This window comes from Alcaligenes aquatilis (assembly GCF_003076515.1).
Taxonomy (GTDB): domain Bacteria; phylum Pseudomonadota; class Gammaproteobacteria; order Burkholderiales; family Burkholderiaceae_B; genus Alcaligenes; species Alcaligenes aquatilis.
Map to the genome: position 1 here is coordinate 598235 of NZ_CP022390.1, position 20190 is coordinate 618424.

Annotated in this window: 26 protein-coding genes; 24 read left to right on the forward strand and 2 right to left on the reverse strand. The window is 54.8% G+C overall.

Annotated features, from left to right (window positions below; translation table 11 throughout):
• Window positions 1-61 precede the first annotated feature (61 nt).
• A complete protein-coding gene (locus CA948_RS02780) occupies window positions 62-328 on the forward strand; it encodes a hypothetical protein (protein ID WP_108727262.1) in 267 nt (88 codons plus the stop codon).
• 36 nt (window positions 329-364) lie between these two features.
• Here CA948_RS02780 and CA948_RS02785 read toward each other — a convergent pair whose 3' ends face one another.
• A complete protein-coding gene (locus tag CA948_RS02785; protein ID WP_199827875.1) occupies window positions 365-1054 on the reverse strand; it encodes a LexA family protein in 690 nt (229 codons plus the stop codon).
• Window positions 1055-1136: 82 nt separating this feature from the next.
• Here CA948_RS02785 and CA948_RS02790 point away from each other — a divergent pair, with 82 nt between their 5' ends.
• The 20 genes from CA948_RS02790 to CA948_RS02890 all read left to right on the forward strand — a co-directional run bounded on the left by CA948_RS02790 (window position 1137) and on the right by CA948_RS02890 (window position 17844).
• Window positions 1137-1328, forward strand: a complete 192-nt coding sequence (locus tag CA948_RS02790; RefSeq protein ID WP_094196318.1) for a helix-turn-helix domain-containing protein — start codon at window positions 1137-1139, stop codon at window positions 1326-1328.
• A 436-nt stretch (window positions 1329-1764) separates the two neighbouring features.
• Complete coding sequence (locus CA948_RS02800; RefSeq protein WP_108727264.1) at window positions 1765-2562, forward strand: hypothetical protein; 798 nt, start codon at window positions 1765-1767, stop codon at window positions 2560-2562.
• Window positions 2546-3253: a replication protein P gene (locus CA948_RS02805; protein WP_108727265.1), complete on the forward strand. Its 708-nt coding sequence runs from the start codon at window positions 2546-2548 to the stop codon at window positions 3251-3253. Before CA948_RS02800 ends, CA948_RS02805 begins: the two co-directional genes overlap by 17 nt.
• A gap of 3 nt (window positions 3254-3256) precedes the next feature.
• Entirely contained in the window at window positions 3257-3580 is a 324-nt protein-coding gene (locus tag CA948_RS17920; RefSeq protein WP_108727266.1) for a DUF1064 domain-containing protein, read from the forward strand.
• 13 nt (window positions 3581-3593) lie between these two features.
• On the forward strand, window positions 3594-3974 hold the full coding sequence (locus tag CA948_RS02815; RefSeq protein ID WP_108727267.1) for a hypothetical protein: 381 nt from the start codon (window positions 3594-3596) through the stop codon (window positions 3972-3974).
• Window positions 3971-4219, forward strand: coding sequence for a hypothetical protein (locus CA948_RS02820; protein ID WP_094196322.1), 249 nt, complete (start codon window positions 3971-3973; stop codon window positions 4217-4219). The genes CA948_RS02815 and CA948_RS02820 overlap by 4 nt, the downstream gene beginning before the upstream one ends.
• A 125-nt stretch (window positions 4220-4344) precedes the next feature.
• Entirely contained in the window at window positions 4345-4875 is a 531-nt protein-coding gene (locus CA948_RS02825) for a phage neck terminator protein (RefSeq protein WP_159086109.1), read from the forward strand.
• A 96-nt stretch (window positions 4876-4971) separates the two neighbouring features.
• A complete protein-coding gene (locus tag CA948_RS02830; protein WP_108727269.1) occupies window positions 4972-6330 on the forward strand; it encodes a DUF3383 family protein in 1359 nt (452 codons plus the stop codon).
• A gap of 77 nt (window positions 6331-6407) precedes the next feature.
• Window positions 6408-6836, forward strand: coding sequence for a phage structural protein (locus CA948_RS02835; protein ID WP_108727270.1), 429 nt, complete (start codon window positions 6408-6410; stop codon window positions 6834-6836).
• On the forward strand, window positions 6836-7315 hold the full coding sequence (locus tag CA948_RS02840; RefSeq protein WP_108727271.1) for a phage tail assembly chaperone: 480 nt from the start codon (window positions 6836-6838) through the stop codon (window positions 7313-7315). Before CA948_RS02835 ends, CA948_RS02840 begins: the two co-directional genes overlap by 1 nt.
• A gap of 142 nt (window positions 7316-7457) precedes the next feature.
• Window positions 7458-9359, forward strand: coding sequence for a tape measure protein (locus tag CA948_RS02845; protein WP_108727272.1), 1902 nt, complete (start codon window positions 7458-7460; stop codon window positions 9357-9359).
• Window positions 9360-9438: 79 nt separating this feature from the next.
• A complete protein-coding gene (locus CA948_RS02850) occupies window positions 9439-10005 on the forward strand; it encodes a phage baseplate protein (RefSeq protein WP_108727273.1) in 567 nt (188 codons plus the stop codon).
• Window positions 10002-10331 carry a phage baseplate plug family protein gene (locus tag CA948_RS02855; protein WP_108727274.1) on the forward strand — a complete coding sequence of 110 codons (330 nt, stop codon included), beginning with the start codon at window positions 10002-10004 and terminating at the stop codon, window positions 10329-10331. The genes CA948_RS02850 and CA948_RS02855 overlap by 4 nt, the downstream gene beginning before the upstream one ends.
• Window positions 10315-11220 (forward strand): phage protein, encoded by a 906-nt coding sequence (locus CA948_RS02860; RefSeq protein ID WP_108727275.1) that lies wholly within the window; start codon window positions 10315-10317, stop codon window positions 11218-11220. The genes CA948_RS02855 and CA948_RS02860 overlap by 17 nt, the downstream gene beginning before the upstream one ends.
• Complete coding sequence (locus tag CA948_RS02865) at window positions 11217-11888, forward strand: Gp138 family membrane-puncturing spike protein (protein WP_108727276.1); 672 nt, start codon at window positions 11217-11219, stop codon at window positions 11886-11888. Before CA948_RS02860 ends, CA948_RS02865 begins: the two co-directional genes overlap by 4 nt.
• A complete protein-coding gene (locus CA948_RS02870) occupies window positions 11888-12250 on the forward strand; it encodes a contractile injection system sheath initiator (protein ID WP_108727277.1) in 363 nt (120 codons plus the stop codon). Before CA948_RS02865 ends, CA948_RS02870 begins: the two co-directional genes overlap by 1 nt.
• 11 nt (window positions 12251-12261) lie before the next feature.
• On the forward strand, window positions 12262-13713 hold the full coding sequence (locus CA948_RS02875) for a hypothetical protein (protein WP_108727278.1): 1452 nt from the start codon (window positions 12262-12264) through the stop codon (window positions 13711-13713).
• Window positions 13713-14369 (forward strand): baseplate wedge 1 family protein, encoded by a 657-nt coding sequence (locus CA948_RS02880; protein WP_108727279.1) that lies wholly within the window; start codon window positions 13713-13715, stop codon window positions 14367-14369. The genes CA948_RS02875 and CA948_RS02880 overlap by 1 nt, the downstream gene beginning before the upstream one ends.
• Before the next feature lie 73 nt (window positions 14370-14442).
• Window positions 14443-16041 (forward strand): hypothetical protein, encoded by a 1599-nt coding sequence (locus CA948_RS02885; RefSeq protein WP_108727280.1) that lies wholly within the window; start codon window positions 14443-14445, stop codon window positions 16039-16041.
• A 1107-nt stretch (window positions 16042-17148) separates the two neighbouring features.
• Window positions 17149-17844 carry a hypothetical protein gene (locus CA948_RS02890; RefSeq protein WP_108727281.1) on the forward strand — a complete coding sequence of 232 codons (696 nt, stop codon included), beginning with the start codon at window positions 17149-17151 and terminating at the stop codon, window positions 17842-17844.
• On the opposite strand, the gene CA948_RS02895 is transcribed toward CA948_RS02890, so the two are convergent.
• A complete protein-coding gene (locus CA948_RS02895) occupies window positions 17827-18813 on the reverse strand; it encodes a site-specific integrase (protein WP_108727282.1) in 987 nt (328 codons plus the stop codon). The two genes, CA948_RS02890 and CA948_RS02895, sit on opposite strands and share 18 nt — an antisense overlap.
• Before the next feature lie 136 nt (window positions 18814-18949).
• Between CA948_RS02895 and CA948_RS17575 the strand changes: the two genes are divergently transcribed.
• Genes CA948_RS17575 through CA948_RS02905 form a run of 3 tightly spaced genes read left to right on the forward strand, consistent with a single transcriptional unit; the run spans window position 18950 to window position 20071 of the window.
• The gene (locus tag CA948_RS17575) at window positions 18950-19177 is read left to right on the forward strand and encodes a hypothetical protein (RefSeq protein ID WP_159086110.1); all 228 of its coding nucleotides are present in this window, start codon (window positions 18950-18952) and stop codon (window positions 19175-19177) included.
• Entirely contained in the window at window positions 19161-19619 is a 459-nt protein-coding gene (locus tag CA948_RS02900; protein WP_108727283.1) for a lysozyme, read from the forward strand. The genes CA948_RS17575 and CA948_RS02900 overlap by 17 nt, the downstream gene beginning before the upstream one ends.
• Window positions 19598-20071, forward strand: a complete 474-nt coding sequence (locus tag CA948_RS02905; RefSeq protein ID WP_159086111.1) for a DUF2514 family protein — start codon at window positions 19598-19600, stop codon at window positions 20069-20071. The genes CA948_RS02900 and CA948_RS02905 overlap by 22 nt, the downstream gene beginning before the upstream one ends.
• The last annotated feature ends 119 nt before the right edge of the window (window positions 20072-20190 follow it).

Genomic DNA, 20190 nt, shown 5'->3' on the forward strand with positions numbered 1-20190 from the left:
CGTTGAAAATACGTTTCTTTTTGTGCTCTGCTGTAATAGCTATTTTATTTTGGATGATGTCATGCGAATCGTAATGCTTTTCCCCGCTTTATTACTAGCCGCTTGTCAAACGATGGCGCCCACCGAGGCAGTTGGCAGCCAAGCATGGTTGGAACAGGTGGATCGCCAATTGGCTGTGTCAGATGGCCAAGGCCATGGTCCCGATTATGGCTCGCAGGAGTGGTGCAACGTGGTCCATTTTCGTTTGTACGGGAAAGCTTCTGTAGAGCCCGTACCTTGCGACCAGGCCTGGATGGAGAAGGTCGATCAGGAAATGAAAAAGCGTTAGGCCGCGCCACGCCGGGTAAGCCGCGCAGTCAGTGGCTTATGACCGGCGATAGTATTTCCGGTGTTCCACCATGGTGCCGATAATTTCAATGGCATGCTGGTCGCTGCGAATGGACGGGTAGTCTTCGTTCAGCGGCACCAGCTCAAAGATTTCTTGCCCGCCTTCATCAATGCACAGGAGGCGGTATTTCTTGAAAGTGGCTTCTTCTTCACTATTTTTGGCGACGACATAATCACCGGGGCGGGGCGTGAGCTCGCAATCAACAATAATTCGGTCGCCTTCCTTGAAGTCCGGCAACATGGAGTCGCCCTTGATCTGCAGAGCAAAAGAGCGCTCGGACAGGCACAGATCTGTCAGCAGATACTCTACCTCTTCAAACGTGAAGTTCTGGCCCGGGTCTCGAAAGACACCTGCCTGCACATAGTTGAGCAGGGGAATGCGCCGCTCGCCCATCATGGCGTTTTGCACGTTGGAGTCAAAATCACGCTTGGCACCATAGCCATAGCCTTGTTGATCCAGGCTATGTGCTTCCAGACCCACTTCTTTTTCTATGGCGCGCGCCACTCGTTCGCCAATGCTGCGCCCGCCGTTGTAGGTGGATGACAGGTACTGGGCCAACTGCGCCCGTGTGCGCCCAATAGAGCGCGCAAAGTCAGCCGCGTTGCCGTGAGCGCGGTCTTCAATTAGGCGTTGCAGGTTTCTGCGGCGAATCGAGTAAATATCCATATTCAACATTAAAACAAGAAAAAACTAAACATTGGTTTAGATATTTCTTTTCTTTGCGTTTAGAACTATCTATACTCAACACATGAACGCTAAACACATCATCGAAGAAATGGGCGGTCGCCGAGCCGTACTGCGTATCACAGGCTTGAGCAAAGGCCGCATATCTCAATGGGAGAAGGCCGGTGTCATTCCACGCGTTTGGCAACTGGTGTTCCATCACATGAACCCGGTGGTGCCTGCCCCAGCACCCAAAGAAAGTTCTAGAAACATCTAAGCATTCAAGATGGGGTTGGCTTGTAAGCCGAACCTGACAGATCGGCTGTGTCATGGGGTGACACAGTTCTTGTGCCCTTGGGGCATTGCCTATTAATCGGATGTTCTTGGCCTGTTGGGGTCAGGGGTCCTGCTGCGCGCCACATGTTTGCAAACAGATCTCAGGCGTGTGGCATTTCATTTCGGGATGCCATGAAAAAACATATTGAAAGCCACTGGCCGCAGGCGATGGGGTCGCCGCCCAAGCAGCTTGTGTCAGAACCAATCGCTGTACAGCCTTTGCCGTTGCTCAGGCAGGTCGTGCCGAAGGGCCAAGCCCTTGTCCGACTGGTTTATCGCCCGGGTATGCCGTTTTGTCACCCAGCCCGACAGAAACTGGGAGTGCAGCCTGTGTGGGCTTGGGCACAGCAGAACGTAAAACAGGATGGAGCGTGCTGATGAGCAATATGCCGTGGTTTCGTGCCTACACCGAGATGGTGGATGACGAGAAGTTGCGTCTACTGGCTTTTGAGGACAGATGGCACTACGTCGCCTTGCTGTGTCTGAAGGGGCAGGGCGTGCTCGACAGTGGGGACACCCTGATGCTGCGCAAGGTGGCCGTCAAGCTGGGTCTGGACCTGCGCACCTTGGATGATGTCGTGCGTCGTTTAAGCGAAGTGGGCTTGATCGACCCAGAGACTTTGCAGCCCTTGGCGTGGGACAAGCGTCAGATGAAATCTGACAGCAGCGCAGAGCGCGTGGCGCGCTTTCGGGCCAGAAAAAAGCAGGAACAGGACGGTAAGGAGGGCAGTAGCGCGCCCGTAACGTTACCGAAACGGCCAAGTAACGCGCTAGATAAAGAGACAGATAAAGAAGGAGAGACAGAGACAGAAAAAGATAAAGAAAAAACAAATGTGCGGCGCAAGGCTCCGGCGCTGGAGTTCTCTGCCTGGCCTGCTGAACCCAGTGCAGAAGTGGTCGCGGATTATCTGCGTCATCGTCGCGAGATCAAAGCTCCCTTGACGCAAACTGCCTTGAATCGCCTGGGCGCCGAGGCCCACCGGGCGTTGGAGATGGGTTACAGCGTCGATGATTTTCTGGCCGAGTGCATGTTGCGTGGCTGGCGCGGGGGCAAGGCCAGCTGGCTGGAAGGGCGTAATGAGTTCCGTGCAGGGCAAGCATCGGGTTTTGACCCCTTGGCCTATGTGAACCGTCATCGGCAACGCGAGGAGATAGACGATGTCATCGATGTCTGATTTTTCTAACCCCTGGCTGCTGCGTCACACCAAGCTGGAAGGCATCAGCCTGATGGACCATTTGTACAACCGGCTCAATGGCATTTATCCCAACAAATTCCGTTCCAACTTCCGCGACAAGCAAGCCATCGAAGACTGGAAGCAAGCCTGGGCCGAGGCCTTTGATGAAGAGGGCGTCTCGCCCACGGATGTGGCACTGGGCATCAAGAATTGTCGCCGCATGTTCGATTGGCCACCCAGCTTGCCGGAGTTCTTGCGGGCCTGCCGTCCTCAACTGGAACCAGAGACTGCCTTTTTTCAGGCCGTGCGTGGCATGCAGGCACGGGTGCGAGGAGAAATGGGCGAGTGGTCGCACCCGGCGATCTATTACGCGGCAATCAGTATCGGGCAGTTTGATTTGCTGAATCAGGCTTACACGCAGCTGGAGCAGCGTTGGCACAAAGTTCTGGGCGATCAACTGGCCAAAGGGCAATGGCCAGAAATCCCGTCGCCCCGATTGGCTTTGTCTTCACCACAAGACAGAGAGCAAGGCCGTCGGGAAGGACAGCGACGCGTACGCGATCTGGCCCAGGTCATTTCAGGCGACAACAACAAGGACCCGCGAGTTTGGGCGAACCGGATCTTGGCGCACCCCCAAGAGCGTTCTCTGGCGGTCCTGAAAATGGCTAAAGCCGCCTTGGGAAAGGAGTGAGTTATGGATCTGACAACACCGCTTCATCAAAAAGTGCGTAGGCCTATCACCGGAACACCGGCCCATCGCTACAAGGAGCTACGGGTTTTGCAGCAGCGCGGCCAGATCAGGCAATTGGTACAGCAACCATCCTGGAGTCTGGCGCCACGGTTTTTCCGCCACCTGATGCCTGCCAGTAGGATTTGCTACATCGCGGACTTTGCCTACACGGATAACAGGAGCGGCCGTCGCATTGTGGAGGTAGGCCGCCATACACACAGTCTGTTTCAAGGTATCAAACGTGTCTTGCTGACCTGGATGCACGGCATCACCGTCCAGCGTGTCTGAAGGAGGAGTACACATGACAATCAAAGCAGAAAACAAACAGGGCCTAAGCGGCGATGATCTGCTCTGGAACTGGGCCCGCTGGTGCTGGTCTGGGCAGACCGTGGGCAATATGGAGCGCTACGTTCCCTGGCAAGAGGACTTTCGGCCCATACACCAGGACCATGCTCTGGCGGTGGATGCCTTGTACCAGCGCCTGCCGCACTATCAAGCCATGGTCATACAGGCCGAGTACCCACGCAAGAATGCCCAGTACGGCCATCTGACCGCCAGCGAACGTCAGGCCACAGCCCGTTTGTGGATCAAAAGGGTGACTGGTGCGGTCCTTCGGGATGAAGACTACCGCCGCCATTTGATGGATTTCAGAATCACAGTTGAGAAGGAGATTTTGCGGTGAAGTATGCAGCCGAAGTCATAGACCTGTTAGCGGCCTATCCGGGACGAGAGTTCCGCATGATTCAGATTGTGCGGCATGTCAGCAAAGGCATGGATCTGTCCACTGCACAACGCAACGCCATGCGCGAAGGCGTCAAGCGCGTGCTGGTGCAACTGCAGGATTCAGGCCAGGTGGACAAGATCAAAGAGGGTGAAACCTCTGCCTTTTACGCGTGGCGTTGCAGTCTGCAACATGGCCCGCTATGAATCTGCAAGCACAATTGCAATAATGGGCGTGCAAAGTTGCGTCCAATGCAAACGAAACAACCCCGAGCAAGTAATTGCGGCGGGGTTTTTTTTATGTTCCGCACAAGGAGCCACTTTGTTTTTTGATGAACTTACTTGATCTCTGTATCGGCCTGCTTGTCCAGACCAGGAAACGTACCGCCATGAGCTATGCCCAAGACGATTTTTATACGCTGATTACCAAAGCGGCCGAGCCGCATACGGTGCTTCGTGAGCCTGTAGAGGAGGGGCAGTTACCTGCGATGCCTTATCTCCTTTTCTCCATGACCCAGGGTCATCCTGGCCCTAGCCATCACGGACGGGTTAACGAGGCTGGTATCCGCCAAGTCAGCGCGCATTATCAGGCACAGCTTCAGTTGCGCTGCTTTGCGACGGATAGCTGGAACATTCTGGAACGTGTTCATCTGGCATTGGAGTCCGAGTCTTTGCAGGCTCTCAGTGAGGAGCTGAACATTGCTGTAGTTCGCGCTGTGCTCTCGGAGGTGGAACCTGACCAGGCTGAACAGGGGCAAGCCCATACACGGCTGGATCTGGATGTCCTGTATACGGCCAGCATGGATGATGAAGTGCATGTGATTGAGTTTGTGGAAGTGAAAGGGGGGCAGCCCCCTGCTTGAGTGACCAGGCAGGCCTGCCCGGGCCTGTTTTCTTGAACGTGTTTTTTTAGCGCTTTAGCCACCGATCCAGGTGGTTTTTTCTTTTTGGAGCCACCGATGGCAAAACTATCTCGGATCGCCAACGTAGATATTGCGTTGCGTACGACCGCAATCAATGAACAATCTTTTTCCGACATGCTGATTCTGGGCAGTCATGTGCTCTCGACAGCACGCGCCATGACCATTACCGGTGCGGATGAACTGCTGGACATGGGACTGCAAGATACGGATCCCTTGTACTGGGCTGCGCGCGATGCTTTCGCACAGATTCCTGCCGTTCGTCAGGTCTTTATTGGCCGTCGTCAGGTTGACGAGCTCAAAGTTTCGGTAAGTCGTGCTGTGCCTGATGCCAACTACCGTGTCCAGTTGCGCTGGCGTGACGAACAGGGTCAACAGCTGGATGCGCAGGTGTCGTACAAGGCGCTGGAAACAGACACGGTGGCAGAAATTGCCTCGGGTTTGGCTAGCGCGATTGCACAAACGGCTGCTCCTGTGACGGCGACTGCAGCCGAAGCTGTGGTGACTGTGAGCAATAAAACGGTGGGTGCGGCCCTGGCGGTTCAACTGCAAGGCAATCTGGCCATGCAGGTGGTGCCCGGTACTGAGACTGTGACCCAAGCTCTGTCCTCGATCGCCAATAGCCCCTTTAATTGGTATGGCCTGGTTATTACCAGCCGTGCCAAAGAAGATGTGCTGTCGGCTGCCGCCTGGACTGAAGCCAACGAGAAACTGTTTGGTACGGCTTCGGCTGATGCGGGCATTATTGATCCCGATTCGAGCGAGGATTTGGCTAGCCAGTTGCAGGCAAAACAGTACTTCCGCAGCTTTGGCATTTACAGCGCAGCAGCCGCAACGCAGTACCCTGAAGCCGCGTTGATGTCCTCCATGTTTACTTACTACCCCGGTCAGGAAACCTGGGCACTGAAGAAGCTGGCAGGTATTGCCTACGACGAACTGAGTGAAGGCCAGGCTTTGGTGGCACATGGCAAGAACTTCTCCACCTTTGAGCCATTCCGCAACTTTGCAGTTACCCAAGGTGGTTTGACGGCCGCGGGAGAATGGATTGACGTTATCCGCTTGCGTGATGCCTTGGTCGAACAGATCAAAGTGTCGGTGGTCTCGGCCATGATCAATGCAGATGGCAAAGTCGCCTTCACTGACGATGGTATCCAGATGATCGGCAATGCCATCCGTGCTCCTTTGGATCTGAACGTGCGTCGTGGTGGTATTGCGACTGAAGAGCTGGACGAGAACGATCGTATTGTTCCCAGCTACACCCTGAGCCTGCCACGCAGCAGCCAGGTTCCTTTCAACGACAAGGCGAATCGTGTCTTGCGCGACGTGTACTTCACTGCTCGCCTGGCTGGCGCCATTCACGTGTCCGAAATCAAGGGCAGCTTGAGCTACGCCCTGTAATCCAGGCGCATAAGCGTCCCTTTTTGTCATAAATCCAGCCTGGTTTAGTGCCAGGCTTTTTTCTTTGGGAGCCTGAAATGGCCTATGAATTGAAAAGCTACGATTCCAAGCAAGTTAAATGTGTTCTGGGCGCGCATACCGTCACGGGCCCAGCTGATGACACTTTTATCAGTATTGAACCTCAAGGTGACGGTGTCAGCAGCTCGGTGGGGGTCTATGGCGATGTATCTCGCTCGATCAGTCATGATCCCCGTCACACCATCAAGATCACCCTGCAACAGACCAGCCGCTCCAACGACGTGCTCTCGTCCTTGTGCGATGTGGATCGTCTCTCAGGCGGTGCAGGTGCATTTCCTATCCTGATTACGGACCTGCGTGGCAGCACGCTGTTTACGGGTATGGCCTGGGTGCAAAAGAAGGCTAATGCCACTTTTGCCAAGGGCATCGGTAGCCGTGAGTGGACTCTGGAAGCGGTGGGCGGCTTCACTAACGGGGGTAACGACTGATGGCACGCCCTGTGGAGGTGACAGTCAACGACACCATGTTCTTGATCACGCCGATGGATGCGTTTGAAGCGCTGGAGGTTTTTGGTGATTTGCAAAAAGACCTCTTGCCAGCAGTGGGGGAGTTGCTGTCTTTGAGTTTGGGAGCGCAAGCGGAGCAGGCTGAAGTGTTGATGTCGGGTGCCATTGAAAAGCTGTCCGAAAAACTGAGTGGGCGTCAGCTCAAGCAGTGGACAGATCGCTTGATCAATGCTGACTCTGTCGCTGTTTCGATGAATGGTCGAGACGTGCGTCTGGATGCGGCGGCGCGTGCGATGGTTTTTAAGGAGTTCACCGATATTCTGGAGCTGTTGTTCCATGTTTTGAAGGTGAACTTCGCCTCCCCTTTAGGGCGTTGGCTCAGCCGTTCTGGTCTGGACCTGAGCCAACTGTCAGCAAACCCGTTGGGAGCTATCAGCCAGAACTCGAAAGAGAGTTCCTGATCTGGCGACCCGTGATGGCCAGCAAAGTAACCGTCGGCGAGATTCGTCGACGGGAAGTACTTTTGCTGGATTTGATCAAGTTAAACCACCTTATGGACGCTGAGGCTGCTGCTATGGAAGCAGCACGCACAGTGAACAAGTAATGACAAATGTCCGTGAAATTGTCGCGAAGGTGCGCAGCCAGGTGGACCTGTCCGACTTGAAGGCGTATGCGCAGTGGTACCAGCGCCTTCAACAGGATGCGGTGGGTTTTGCGAAGTTGGCAAAGCAGTCCATCGAGCAAAGCCGCGCCTTGAATGCGCTGGAGCGAGGCGCAAAAAATGCCCAGTTGGCCATGGGAAACCTGGTACGTGGCATTCGTGGGCCTGGGGTGGGTGTGCGCTCTTCGGATCCATCACGTGCTGGCAAGAGCACAGCACCGGGTGCAGCCGGGGGAGCGGCGATTGGTTCCGTGTCCGGGGCTATCAAGCAAACCATCGCCAGGAATATTGGTCTTGATACGGTCAAGGATGTGCTGTTGGCCGGCGACCAGTTCAACCAGGTCCAGGCACAACTGGCAATGAGCTCCCAGGGTGAACAAGAACACCAGTTTATTGATCAGCGTTTGAGCGCGGATTCCAAGCAAGCACGTCAGCCGTTTTCGCAGAGCGCTGATTTATTTCTGCGCATTCATCCGCTTATGCAAAGTCAAGGAAAAGGGGCACGAGACAGTCTGGACGTGGTGGCGGCGACGGGCTTGTCCTTGACGGCAAGTGGCTCGGACCCGCAGCAAGTCAGTGCTTTTATAGCGCAGTTTTCTAAAGATCTGGTCCAGGGAAAGCTGAGCGGTGAAGGTTTTCAGACCATGCTGATCAATAATCGGCGCATGTTGACGTATTTGCTTGATGGGCTAAATAACACCAATCCTGCTTTGGGTGCTACTCGTCAGAATTTGTTTGAGCTGGCCCAGCAAGGCCTGATTACGTCTGACATGATGGTGTCCGCCTTCGGCAATCAGTTAAGCACCATGCGTGGGGATGTGGAAAAGCTACCAGCTTCCCTGGCTAGTTCTTTGACTGAGTTCTCGGACAAGTTGGCGCGGGTCAGCGGGGTGTTGCAGCAACAGACCGGCGTGATCGAGCTGTTGAGTTTCGCCTTGAAGGTGCTGGGTGATCATCTTGAGCAGATCACACACTTGCTGTTTCTGATTGGAGCGGCTCAGGGGCTGCGCAAACTGGAAGCTGGTATGGGAGCATTGCTTGGGCGTGGGCAGTCCGTAACGCAAATGCTGCGTGGCCTGGCCGGTGTGACCGGTGTGCTGGTCAAGGAGCTGTGGGTCGCTGTTCGCCCCTTCCTGCGCTGGATGATTATTGTGGAAGCCATCAGTTTGGTCGTTCAGGATGTGATTTCCTGGTTCCAGGGAGGAGATTCTGTACTGGGCTCGATTATTGGCCGATCCGAGCAATGGCAAGGGGAGATTGAAGCCGTTCGAGGTGCTTTGGTGTGGGTCAAGGATTTGCTGGGGGGCGGCGCCGAGACAGTAGATTCCTGGATCGAGAAATGGGGGGCGGTTATTACGGTAGTGACCGGCCTGGTGTTATTGATTGGAGGCATTCCGGCCTTGATCGTGACGCTGGTTGTACTGATCCTGAGCTACCGCGACGTGATTGTGAGCTTTGCCAAAGACTTTTGGGACACATTCGTGCTGGCTGCCGAGCAGACCTGGGTCGAGATCAAAGCCACATTCACGCGTATGTTCAGCTGGTTTGAAGAGCAGTTCGCCCAAGTGGGGGCTTTCTTTTCCTCCATGGTGCCGGGGCTGCCAAGCTGGGCGACATTGGATGGCGTCAAGAGTGCGCTGGGCTTTGAAACGGCGACGCCCGTCTCCAGTATCTTCACAAGAGGCCAGTACACCGATAATCGCACCATGATGGTGAATGTGCAGACCAAGGACCAGGCCGACAAGATTGTAGATACCGTAGGGCTAGCAGTGCAGCAATACGGGTTTGCCAACTCGAATCAGGATCTGAGTTTGCGTGCCCCTTATACCGAAACTCCACCTTGAACCTGTTTCTTTTTGCGCCCTGGATGCGCTGAATGCAAACCCGCCGCCACAGAGCGGCGTTTTTTTATGGGGGCTCATTATGGCATTTGTAACCTTGTTATTTGATCTGGCTGGCAAGCAAAGCATGCTGGGCAGTATTCCTTTGGATGCTTTGTTGACCGAGGAAACCGAGTTGACCGCCAGCGTCAGCAAGTATGCGGTGGAAGATGGCTCGGTCATCTCTGACCACATAGCTCGTGAGCCAGAAACCTTGAGCCTGTCGGGTGTCATTACCGCTGCCAGCATTTACACGTTTCTCAGTGGTGGTCGATCCAAGTTGATTGCGGCCAAGGATGCGCTTCGCCAGATTCATGAGCGTCGTCAGCCCATCACTATCGTGACCGGGGCGGATATTTATCAGAACTACGCCATGACCAAGGCAGCGATCACTCGCAAGAACGAAGGTGAAAAACTGGATGTGGTCTGCAACTTTCAGAAGATTGTTGTAGCCAAGTTGCGCCAGGCTGATATCCCTGCTGACAAGGTAGCGCCTTCCGTTCAAGGCAAGGCGGGCCAGACGGGGGCGGCAACTGGCAAAGTCAGTGATACCCGGTCCCAAACTGTGCCTTCCAGCAATCTGAAAGTGCAAACAGGGAGTGGAACATGATTGAAATTCCCTTGGTGGACCAGAACAGCTTCGTGATTGAAGTCAGCCTGGAGGGAGCCAGCTATTTTCTGAGTTTCAACTGGAACAGCGAGGCTCAAATTTGGGTTCTGGGGCTGCAGGATGCCCATACAAAAAGTATTTTGAGTGGCCTGGTGCTGGTACCAAACACACCTTTGCTGGATCAGTTCCGGCACTTGAATGTGCCGCCTGGAGAGTTTGTCGTAGATGTGCAGGATGAAAAACTGCAGTTGACGCGAAGCTCTTTTCTGAGCGGTCAGGCCACTTTCTTTTACTTGAGCAGGCAAGAGTATGGCGCGCTTCGATAGAACGTACAGATTGCTGGTGGGGCGACCTGGAGAACCGGGCTTGGAGATCGCTCCGCCATTGCGTATGAAATTTGAAGTGAGCAAGGATACCAACGAGTCCCCGAACCAGATCAAGATCAGTATCTGGAACCTGAGCCCGCACACCCGCGAGGCTGTTGTGGAGCCCGATAATGTGGTCGCTCTTTATGCAGGTTACGAGCAGGAAGAGGGGGCTTTGCTCCTGGCTTATGGAACCGTGGTGCAAGGGGCAAGCAGCTTTCAGAACGCGGAGATTGTGACGGAGCTGGAAGTGCGGGACGGCTTTGCTCAAATTCGAGACACCGTTGTCAGTTTGGGCTGTGGTGCCGGCGTTCGGGCCAGGCTGATCATTGAAGACATTGCATTTCAAATGGGCTTGTCATTGGTGATGTCTGAGGATGCTCCGGATCGGGTCTGGCAAAACGGCTTCAGTTTTTATGGGGCTGCCCGAGTGGCCTTGCATAAAGTCGTGCAGGGAAGCGGGCTGGAGTACTCCATACAGAACGGTGAACTGCAGGTTATTGAGCGTTGCGGGGTAACGCCTCGCAAGGGTTTTGTGCTGTCGCCGGAAAGTGGCTTGCTGGGTAATCCCGAGCGGATACGGCAGAGCGCCAAAGAAAAGGCGGACAGTAAAGGGAGCGAAAAGATCAAGTCCGAGCGTCAGCAGGCCGATGGTTGGCGTGTCACATCGTTGCTGCTGCCCAGTTTGAACCCTGGTGATCTGGTCAAACTGGAAAGCCGTCAGGCGGTGGATTGGTTCCGGGTGGAAAGTCTGAAGCACTCGGGTGATTGGGATGGTTCCGGTGACTGGAAAACCACGATGGAGCTGCTGGATCGCCATGCTGCGCCTAAAGAGAAGGACGGCTCATGAATCAGCTCATTACGTCTATTTTGTCTGATATTAATGTTTGTCTGCCTGGCGTAGTGCAGGCTTACGACGGCAGGACCGTGACTGCAAAACCCGCTTTGCCCAAGCAATTGGCCAATGGTCAAACCTTGGCTGCACCGTTGATCGTTGCAGTACCCGTGTGCTGGCCGATTGCGGATGGGGGGCAGGCCATGATTACGGTCCCCTTGAAACCTGGCGACCCTGTTGTTCTGCACTTTTCCCAACGTAGCTTGGAAAACTGGCTATCGGGCTCAGACCAGGCTCCCGATGATCCCCGTCAATTTGATTTGAGTGATGCCTTCGCTACGCCAGTGATGCGTCCTGGCCCGGTAGCAGATACGGAAAACCTGACAGTGCAGTATGGGCCCGGCTCTTTGAAGCTGGCACCCGACGGCAGTTTGACTGTGCGAGTGCCTCGTCAGCATGTCATTGCCCAGGAAACCATTTTTGATAGCCCGGTCACGGTTAATGGTTTGTTGACTTACACGGCAGGTATGGCCGGCTCGGGGGGCTCAGGCAGTTCAATCAGCATCAGTGGTGGTGCCAGTTTTGAGGGGGGAAAGATTATGCATAACGGCAAGAACATCGGTTCGGACCATCGTCATAGCGGGGTGCAAACCGGTGGTGGCACGACGGGAGGGCCAGTGTAATGACATGGGATTTGCAACTGAATGGCCGTCATGATTTGGCGCTGTCTTCAGCGCAGGATCTGGTTCTGATTGATGGTGCTGCGCGAATTCGTCAGCAAATTACCGTCACCTTGCTGACTTTTCTGGGTGAGTGGTTTCTGGACCAGAGCTGGGGCGTTCCCTATCTGGAAAAAATCATGGTCAAGGCTCCTAATCGGGCCGAGATCGAAAATATTGTGCGCGCCAAAGTGCGTGCCGTCCCCGGTGTGATTGCTGTGCCCATGGTGCAGATTGAGCTCAATGCCATTGCGCGCCGAGCCCGGATCACATTGCCTGAAATTCAAACAGACGCGGGCCCGCTTACGGTCACCGTCACCCAATAGGATTTTTAAAAATGGCTGATTACGGTGTGACTCCGGAGGGATTTGTGCGTCCGCGCCTGCCTGAGATCCGGATGGAAATCATAGAAGAGCTGCGCCGCAATTTACGTGTTCGCGGCTTGCCTGATGATATGGAAACTAGGCCGGACTCGGTAACGGGGATAGTGATCGACACGTTTGCCGAGCGTGAAGCGGCTCTATGGGAAATGGGAGAGGGGGTGTATTACGCCATGTACCCGGGTTCGGCCAGTGGCGCCTCCCTGGATCGGGCCGTCTCCTTTTCGGGAGTCAAGCGCCTGAAGGCAGAGCGCAGTCGAGTGTATGTCGTGGCTTACGGCTTGCAGGGCACTCAAATTCCGGCCAGCGCACAGATTCGGCACCGCAGTACGCAAACGATCTGGCGCACAACACAGAACCTGACTATCGGAGCAGAGGCCGCCGCAGATGTGCGCATTACTCCGCTTGTGCAGTCTTCGGCCAGCTATTCGGTGACGGTGGATGGCACGCCTTATGTCTATACCAGTGGCGCTGGGGCCACCATGGCTTCTGTCCTGGCGGGGTTGATGGCGGCTTTGGCACCCAGCGGTTTGCAGATCGCCAGTGACGGCGCAACCATCCGTTTGGTTGCTGTGGCCACCTTGGCAGTCAGTGTCCAGCTTAGCAGCAACCTGTCTTTCGCAGAGATTGGTTCGCCTGTGCTGGCCGAAACCGTGGATGCGATTGCCGAGAAGGCCGAACCAGGTGATCTGGATTCGATAGTGACGCTGGTTGCTGGCTGGGCGCGGGTGGTGAATTTGCAGCCAGGTGCAGTGGGACATCAGCGAGAAACAGACGCTCAGTTGCGTGCGCGCTATCGCCTGGGTGTATTCCGGTTTGGTGCCGCCACGCTGCCAAGTATCGGCCCCAACATTCTTAATGAGGTCCCCGGTATTCGTGATATCCGGGTCTTCAACAATCAAACCGATGAAATTGATGCCGCTGGGCGCAAGCCGCACAGCGTGCATGTGATTGCTGATGGTGGGCTTGATGATGATATTGCTCACGCGATTTATCGCTTCAAGAGCGGTGGCATTGATACCAACGGGGCAGTCACCAAAGTACTGGACACATCGGAAGGGACCCAACTGATTCAGTTTGATCGGCCCCAGGCTGTGTATGTGTGGGTGCGAGCAGTGGTGAGCCTGCTACCGGTGGACGAGCAGGCCTTTCCGCCAGATGGTTTCGGGCAGATTGAGAAAGCCATTTTGGCGACCGGACAAGAGCACACAATCGGTCTGGATGTGCGCCACCAGCGATTCTTTTGCCTGATTTATGGCACCAGGGGAATTGCACAGGTGGATTTGAAACTTGCCCACTCCACTGATCCTGATTTTGTGCCTCGTCCAACTGATTACAAAGCAGCCAATATCGAGATCGGGGATGCCCAGAAGGCGCTGTTTGATGCCAGCCGGATTGAGGTGACGTGATGAATCTGGAACAAGGTCATGCCGATGTTGCCTGGAAACACTTTCTGGACCAATACGGTGGCTCCTCAAGACTGGAGTCCTTGGTGCGAGCCTTATATGCACCGCTTGAACATCATCAGCTCAAGGCTTTGCACGACGAGCGCTGGCTGGATGTCGCGGTGGGCCGACAACTGGATGGCATTGGCCAGATCGTTGGGCAATCTCGCGAAATTGAAAACTCGGTTTATGTGCAGTTCTTCGGCTTTGTTGGCCAGCCTGCGACCGTTGGCTTCGACTTGGCGCGTATCCGTCGTGAGCATGAAAGCGAAACATCCGGATCCAGCAAGCTTCTGGATCCGGAGTACCGGCGCATCCTGTACTGGAAGATCGCCGTCAACAATGGGCATGGCACGAGCCCGGAAATGGCTGCGGCCTTGAAGACGATTTTTGACGTGTCCCAAGTGCGCATCAAAGACGTGGGTAACGCCAAGCTGAATATCTGGATCAGCGCTTTACCCGGCCCTAATAATCCCTTGATGGCCGACCCGTATCAATGGGTGCCTGCGGCGGCTGGAGTGGGGGTCCACATATTGACAGGGTCTAACGACAAACCGTTTGGCTTTACCAGTCAGGGCTTTTATGGCTTTGGCATCGGAATGCTTGCACGAGTGATTTGACAACCAATATTGCCAACCACGCACGCGTGTTGGTAGCCACCGCCTTCGGACGGTCTTTTTATGAGGTGTGAACATGGCAGTAGTGAATTTTTATTCTGGCTTCGAATACAAATGGGGCCAAACTGGCGGTGTGATTGATCTGCAAGATGATCAGTACAAACTGGGCTGGGCCTTTATCGGTTCGACCCCGCCTTCTGTGGAGCAGTTCAACAAACTGCAGCAACTGAATGATGAAAAGTTTGCCTGGTTGTGGGGGCAGTTCAAGTCGGCTGCCAGTGCGCGCAAGGTCACGCTTGGTGCCAATGACCTGCTGGGGCTGAACAAGTTGTTGACGGCAGCGACGCCCGATGCGAGTGCGACGGTCAAGGGCATGACGGCCTACGCCAGTGATGCGGAAGCCGCTGCCCGGACGGTCAAGACCAAGGCCCTGACTCCTTATGGTCTGGGTCTGAACCTGCAGTCCTCGGCCCGGGATACCACCGCCGGCAAAATCCTGACAGTGGGTGCATTTGGCTTGGGAAGGGCCGGTGCAGATACGACGATTGATGCCTGGCCAGCGGAAAACCTGAGCACGCTGGACGTGGGGGCTGGCATGTATTACGTGCCAAATGCACAAGGAGCCGCCAGCAATTTACCCGCCGGTGTGACTAATCAAGGGGTGGTATTCCACCGTCAGTCAGGTTCCGGTGGCGGTCAGCTCTATGCCTCTTTTGATGGTGAGCTTGCTTGGCGTGGCCGTCGATCCGGTGAGTACACCGCGTGGAACCGGGCGTTGGCTGTGGGTGACTATGGCTTGGGTGCGGGTACCGTTAATCCGGCTAATGGCCGGGATAGTGTCAATCCATTTGGCTGGTACTACCAGAACCGTACTACGACCTGGGGTGGAGGCTCGTTCTTTTTGGATATGCCGTATGGCACGGCACTGAATGCTGGTTTGCGCCTTTCTACCGATCCTTACACTGATAATTTTTATTTGAACGGTGGTGTGTCGGGCAAGAAGGAGTATCGGGCCGCCTGCAAAATCTGGCACAACAAGAACTTTGATCCCGATACGAAGGCCGACAAATCGACCTCGATCCCCACATTTGCCACTGCACCAAAGACCAACCAAGGTCCGGTGATTTACGTGATCGATCGCCAACAGCTCTTGCAATGGCAGACTATCGGTTCGTTTACAGGCTATGCCAGCCTGAACGTCGGTCGTTTTGTCTGGGGGACGTCGAAGAATGCCCGCGTGGATGAAGTTGATGCAATTGGGCAGGTCGTTGCTCCAACCAATACACGCTTTGTTGCCCTGGTGGCCTGGGCGGAGGCAAACGGCCACGTCGTCGCTCCAGGGGACTGGAAGAAGGGGGCATTTGTGTTTTCGAAAGTCTCTGCAGGCAGTTTCCGCCTGCCTGATTTGCGTGATCAATTCATCCGCGCAACCGGAACTGACGCTGACACTGCAAATGCGAGGTTGATAGGTACCAAGCAAGTTGAAGGCTTTAAAACACACACACACCTGGCACCGACCCCTGAGGGAAATACCGGTGCCCGATATTTCATTTATGGTTCGGCCGTGGACTCTTATGACTATGAGGAGCCTGGTGGCACACTACCTACCACTTCTACGGGAGGAGCAGAAACACGACCTATTAATCTCGCCCTGCACCCACGTATTCAAATTTGAATACGTGGATATAGCGCCGTATTAATTGAGCGGGTTTCAGATCCATTACCTGTGTGAACAACACCGTAAATAATCCCAGGATCTGCTGAGTCGGCTAAACCAATCGACGCGCTAATCCCAGTCGCGCCAAGCTTTGCTCGGTCTAACGTATGGATATTCCCTCCCGACTTCAAACCATAGACATCATGTTTCTCCCAGCGAACAGCCTCTATTTGAAGAGTCCCTAATGGCCTCGCATTTGCAGCGAAGTGGCCACCCAACTGCAAATGTGAGAGGTTTGGGTAATGCGCAACCTGCAGCCACAAAAATGCTCCCGATTCAGACTTGGGCATCAAGTAGCTTTGACGTGACAGGCGCATCTATTTCTTTAGTGGGGGCTGATACAGGCGGCTCTCTGGGGCCTTTATCCGCAGCAATGGTCCCAAATCAGGGCTCCGAAACGCGACCGCAAAATACGGCTCTCCACCCGCGCATTCAAATCTGAATTCGTGGTAGCAAAGTTAAAGCCATTAGGCACTGAAAACTCGACGGTGCTTTACTTATTCGATGAGGGCTGAGAGGGTTAGCTTCTGTGCAAATAGACACAGCTCAACCCTGAGTCGGTGTTGTCGGATCTTTAGTTGCCGACTCATCAGATGGACTGTTCAGAGTCTCTAGTCATGCGACACATTATGCGCAGGAGGCAATTCCTGGTGCTGGGTATTTTTTAAGTCGTGTAGATTTTGATAGTTCTCGTGTAGTGCGTACGTCGGGTGTGAGTCGTCCGATCAGCACCGCACTTTATCCGCGCCTTCAGATCTGAAGGCGCGGATGCAATGAGGTATTTAAAGGACGGGTTTCTAAGCTCGACCGAACCACCCGTTTGGAGTCAAAAGAAACTGTGGATGAGAACCCTGCACCAGTCATACGGTAGGAGTTTTCTACAGGGTCTCGCTTCTCTAGAAAGACCCCCGTAGAGGGGACGCCCCCGATCATCTCAGCGAATCTCATTGAGCCTACTATTCGTTCTACTGCGTCATTCTGGCCGCTGCCTAGCAACCTCGCATTTGCAGTCCCATAGTCACTTTTTTAATTTTTCAAGCCACCACGATGTGGTCAGGAGTTTTTATGACTTATTTTCAAACTGATGCTCATGGCCTGTTTTGCGGCCAGACCCCTTATCAAGAGAAAGGATTTGGTGATGTCGTCGTTGCGCCGCCCAGCACTATTCCTGCCGGTAAGGTAGCACGTTGGGTGTCTCGCCTGGAAACGCTGGATATTCAGTACGGGGATGCAAATACTGGAGAGTGGCAACTGGTGGAGGACAATCGCCAAGCTACGCTTTATACCCCGGATGGTCCTTATACTCTCGGCGAATCCTACCTTGGCCAGACTTATGATGGCCTGGGAGTCTTGCCCCCTTGGCTGAGTGTCGAGTCTGGTCCTGAGGTGGAGCCAAGCCTGGAGCAGTTGCGTGAACAGCAGTTGGCCCTTGTGAACGCGGGTTTTGAGAGTGCCGTGTCTGAGTTGACTGCCGGTTATCCTGCAACTGAGCGCTTGACCTGGCCTGTACAGCAGGCAGAGGCCCTGGCATGGTCCAAAGACTCATCGATAGCAACGCCGTATCTGGATGGCATTGCGACTGCCCGTGGCATTTCGTTGGACGAAATGCGTGAAAAGACCTTGACACAAGTGCGGTCGTTTCTGGAGTTGACCCAGCATCTCATTGGTGTGCGTCAGGGCTTGCGTGATCAGATTGATGCTGCTGTTTCCGAGGAGGCTGTCAAAGCCATTGTTTGGCCGGTATCAGGCGCTCAGGCGTAAGTGGTCAGCCTGGGCGCGGCCCAGTTTGCTGCGCATCAGTTTTTGAGCCAAGTCCCGCCCGCGAGGATGAAAGTAGCGTTGCAACATCCGGGTATCTCTATGCCCGGTCACTTTGGCAAGCTCGTGGGCGGGGAAGACATCAGCTAACCGAGAAGTAGCTTCATGGCGTAAGTCGTGAAACCGCAAATCCAGAAAGTAGGCTCGTACAGGACGCCGGTTGTAGCCACGGCACAAGGCTTCGTAGGCTTTACGTGCGCGCAGGCGGGCGCGCGCGAAAGCTCGGCTGATAGATCCGGGAGTGACATCAAAAATGCGGCCACGCAGTGATTTGCCCACTAGCCATTTGCGCAGTGCGTCGCGGGCGAACGGTGTTAAAGGCACATAACGGGTGTCCCCATTCTTGGTGTCTTGCAAGGTAATGACCCCATGGGTCAGATCAATTTGCTCGCGCGTCAGATTCACGATTTCCGAGCGACGCATGCCTGTTTCCACCGCCAAGCTGACCACAGTGGGCAGACAACTGGAGCGGGTGTGTTTCAGGATCCACTCGAACTCGGAGCGTGGGCATTCCTCAGCGCTGACGCCATACAGACGAATCTGATTAAAAAGTCGACGGTCGCGTGCATCGTTGACAGCGGGGCGTCGAATTAGCTGAACCGGGTTAGCCAACCAGCTATAGCCCCAATCTTTACGGGCGACGGTATATAGATGGGATAGCAGGGCCATCCGTCGATTGACGGTAGCGGGAGCGCGATCTTGCATCCATTCGTCGCGTACGCGTTGCAAGTCTTGCGGGGTAATCCGCGCTAGGTTCCGGTTTGCCAACAGGGTGCTATTCCAGGCCCGGGTTAGTGAACGCTCCTGGTAGGCCGATTTTTTTAGTGTAGACACCTCACTCAGGTATCGCTCCAAGGCCTCTGCCAATGAAGGGCAGGTTCGGGAAAGGCGGCGCTGACGGGTGGCATTCATAAGTAAATCTGTCTTGTAGGCCATATAGCAGGTCGCTTCAACTGTGATTTTTAACAGCCCATGTTTCTGTGGAGCGTTTATTCGGCGTTTTTGCGGGTTCCCTAGTTTGGTGATCACGCTTATTTAAGGAAAAAAAATGATGTTCGATAACGACGCCGCTCACCTACCCATAAGCACGGGTTCGGCCCTGCTTATTTATGGTTGGACCATGCAGGATTTTGTGCTGACTTTATGGGCGGCTTATGTGGTGATTTTGATCGTGACCAAGCTGCCCGAGTTCATTCGGGCGGCTGCGCGGATTGTGGGTGGGGTGCGGCAGGCCTGGCGCCAGCTCAAGGAGTGGAAGCATGGATCTGAAGACTAAGTGGGGGGCGGGGGTGATCTCGGCGGCGATTGCTTTGGTTGCTGCTTGGGAAGGGCGCTCTTTGATCGCCTATGTGGACCCGGTGGGCATTCCGACCATTTGCGACGGCTACACGCAAGGCGTCAAGCTGGGGGATGTGGCCAGCCCGGCACATTGTGACGCTTTGACCGAGCAGGAGGTGCGTCGTGCTTTGGCTGTGGTGGATCGCTCTGTGAGCTATCCCTTGCCGGATGAAGTGCGTGTGGCGCTGAGCAGCTTTGTCTACAACGTGGGGGCCGGGGCGTTTTCCAATTCCACTTTGCTGTGCAAGCTACGGGTTCAGGATATAGCCGGAGCATGTCGGGAGCTAGACCGTTGGGTTTATGCCGGTGGCCGCAAACTGCGGGGGCTGGAGCGGCGGCGTCAGGCAGAGAGGCAGCTATGTCTATCAAGTCTGCTTTAGCAGGGGCTGCTGTTCTGGCAGCCCTTTTTTTATGGGGGGCGCTGTATGGCCAGGGGCAGTATCGCAAGGGCTATGAGCTGGCTCGCACAGAGACCAGGGCGGCGCAGTTGCAGGCCGAAGTCCGTGCGCGCCTGATGGAACAACGATTACAAAAGGAGGTGGAGGATGTTCGAGTTATGTATCAAACGCAGTTGGATGCGGCCCAGCGTGCTGCTGTGGCTGTTCGCGCCGATCTTGACGGCTTGCGCGGCAAGCTCGCCGCCGCCAATGATCGTGTCGCCGCTCAGGCTGCCCGAGCCGGACAAACGCTGGATGCAAACGCCCGAATTGCCAGCGAGCTGCGCCACGTGGTCGGCCTGTGCGCAGAACGATATACAGAAATGGCAAGCGTTGCTGACGGATACAGGAGCGCTTTAGGTGGTTTGCAGGGGTATGTATTTAATGTGCGGTAATGCTGGCTGTGTTTGATAGTTATCGGTTTGAGCGAAAGTATTGCCAAGCGATTGCTCCAGCACCTATTCCGATTAGGGATCCGATAAACGCTGCCTTAAGTCGACTTAACAATGCGTCT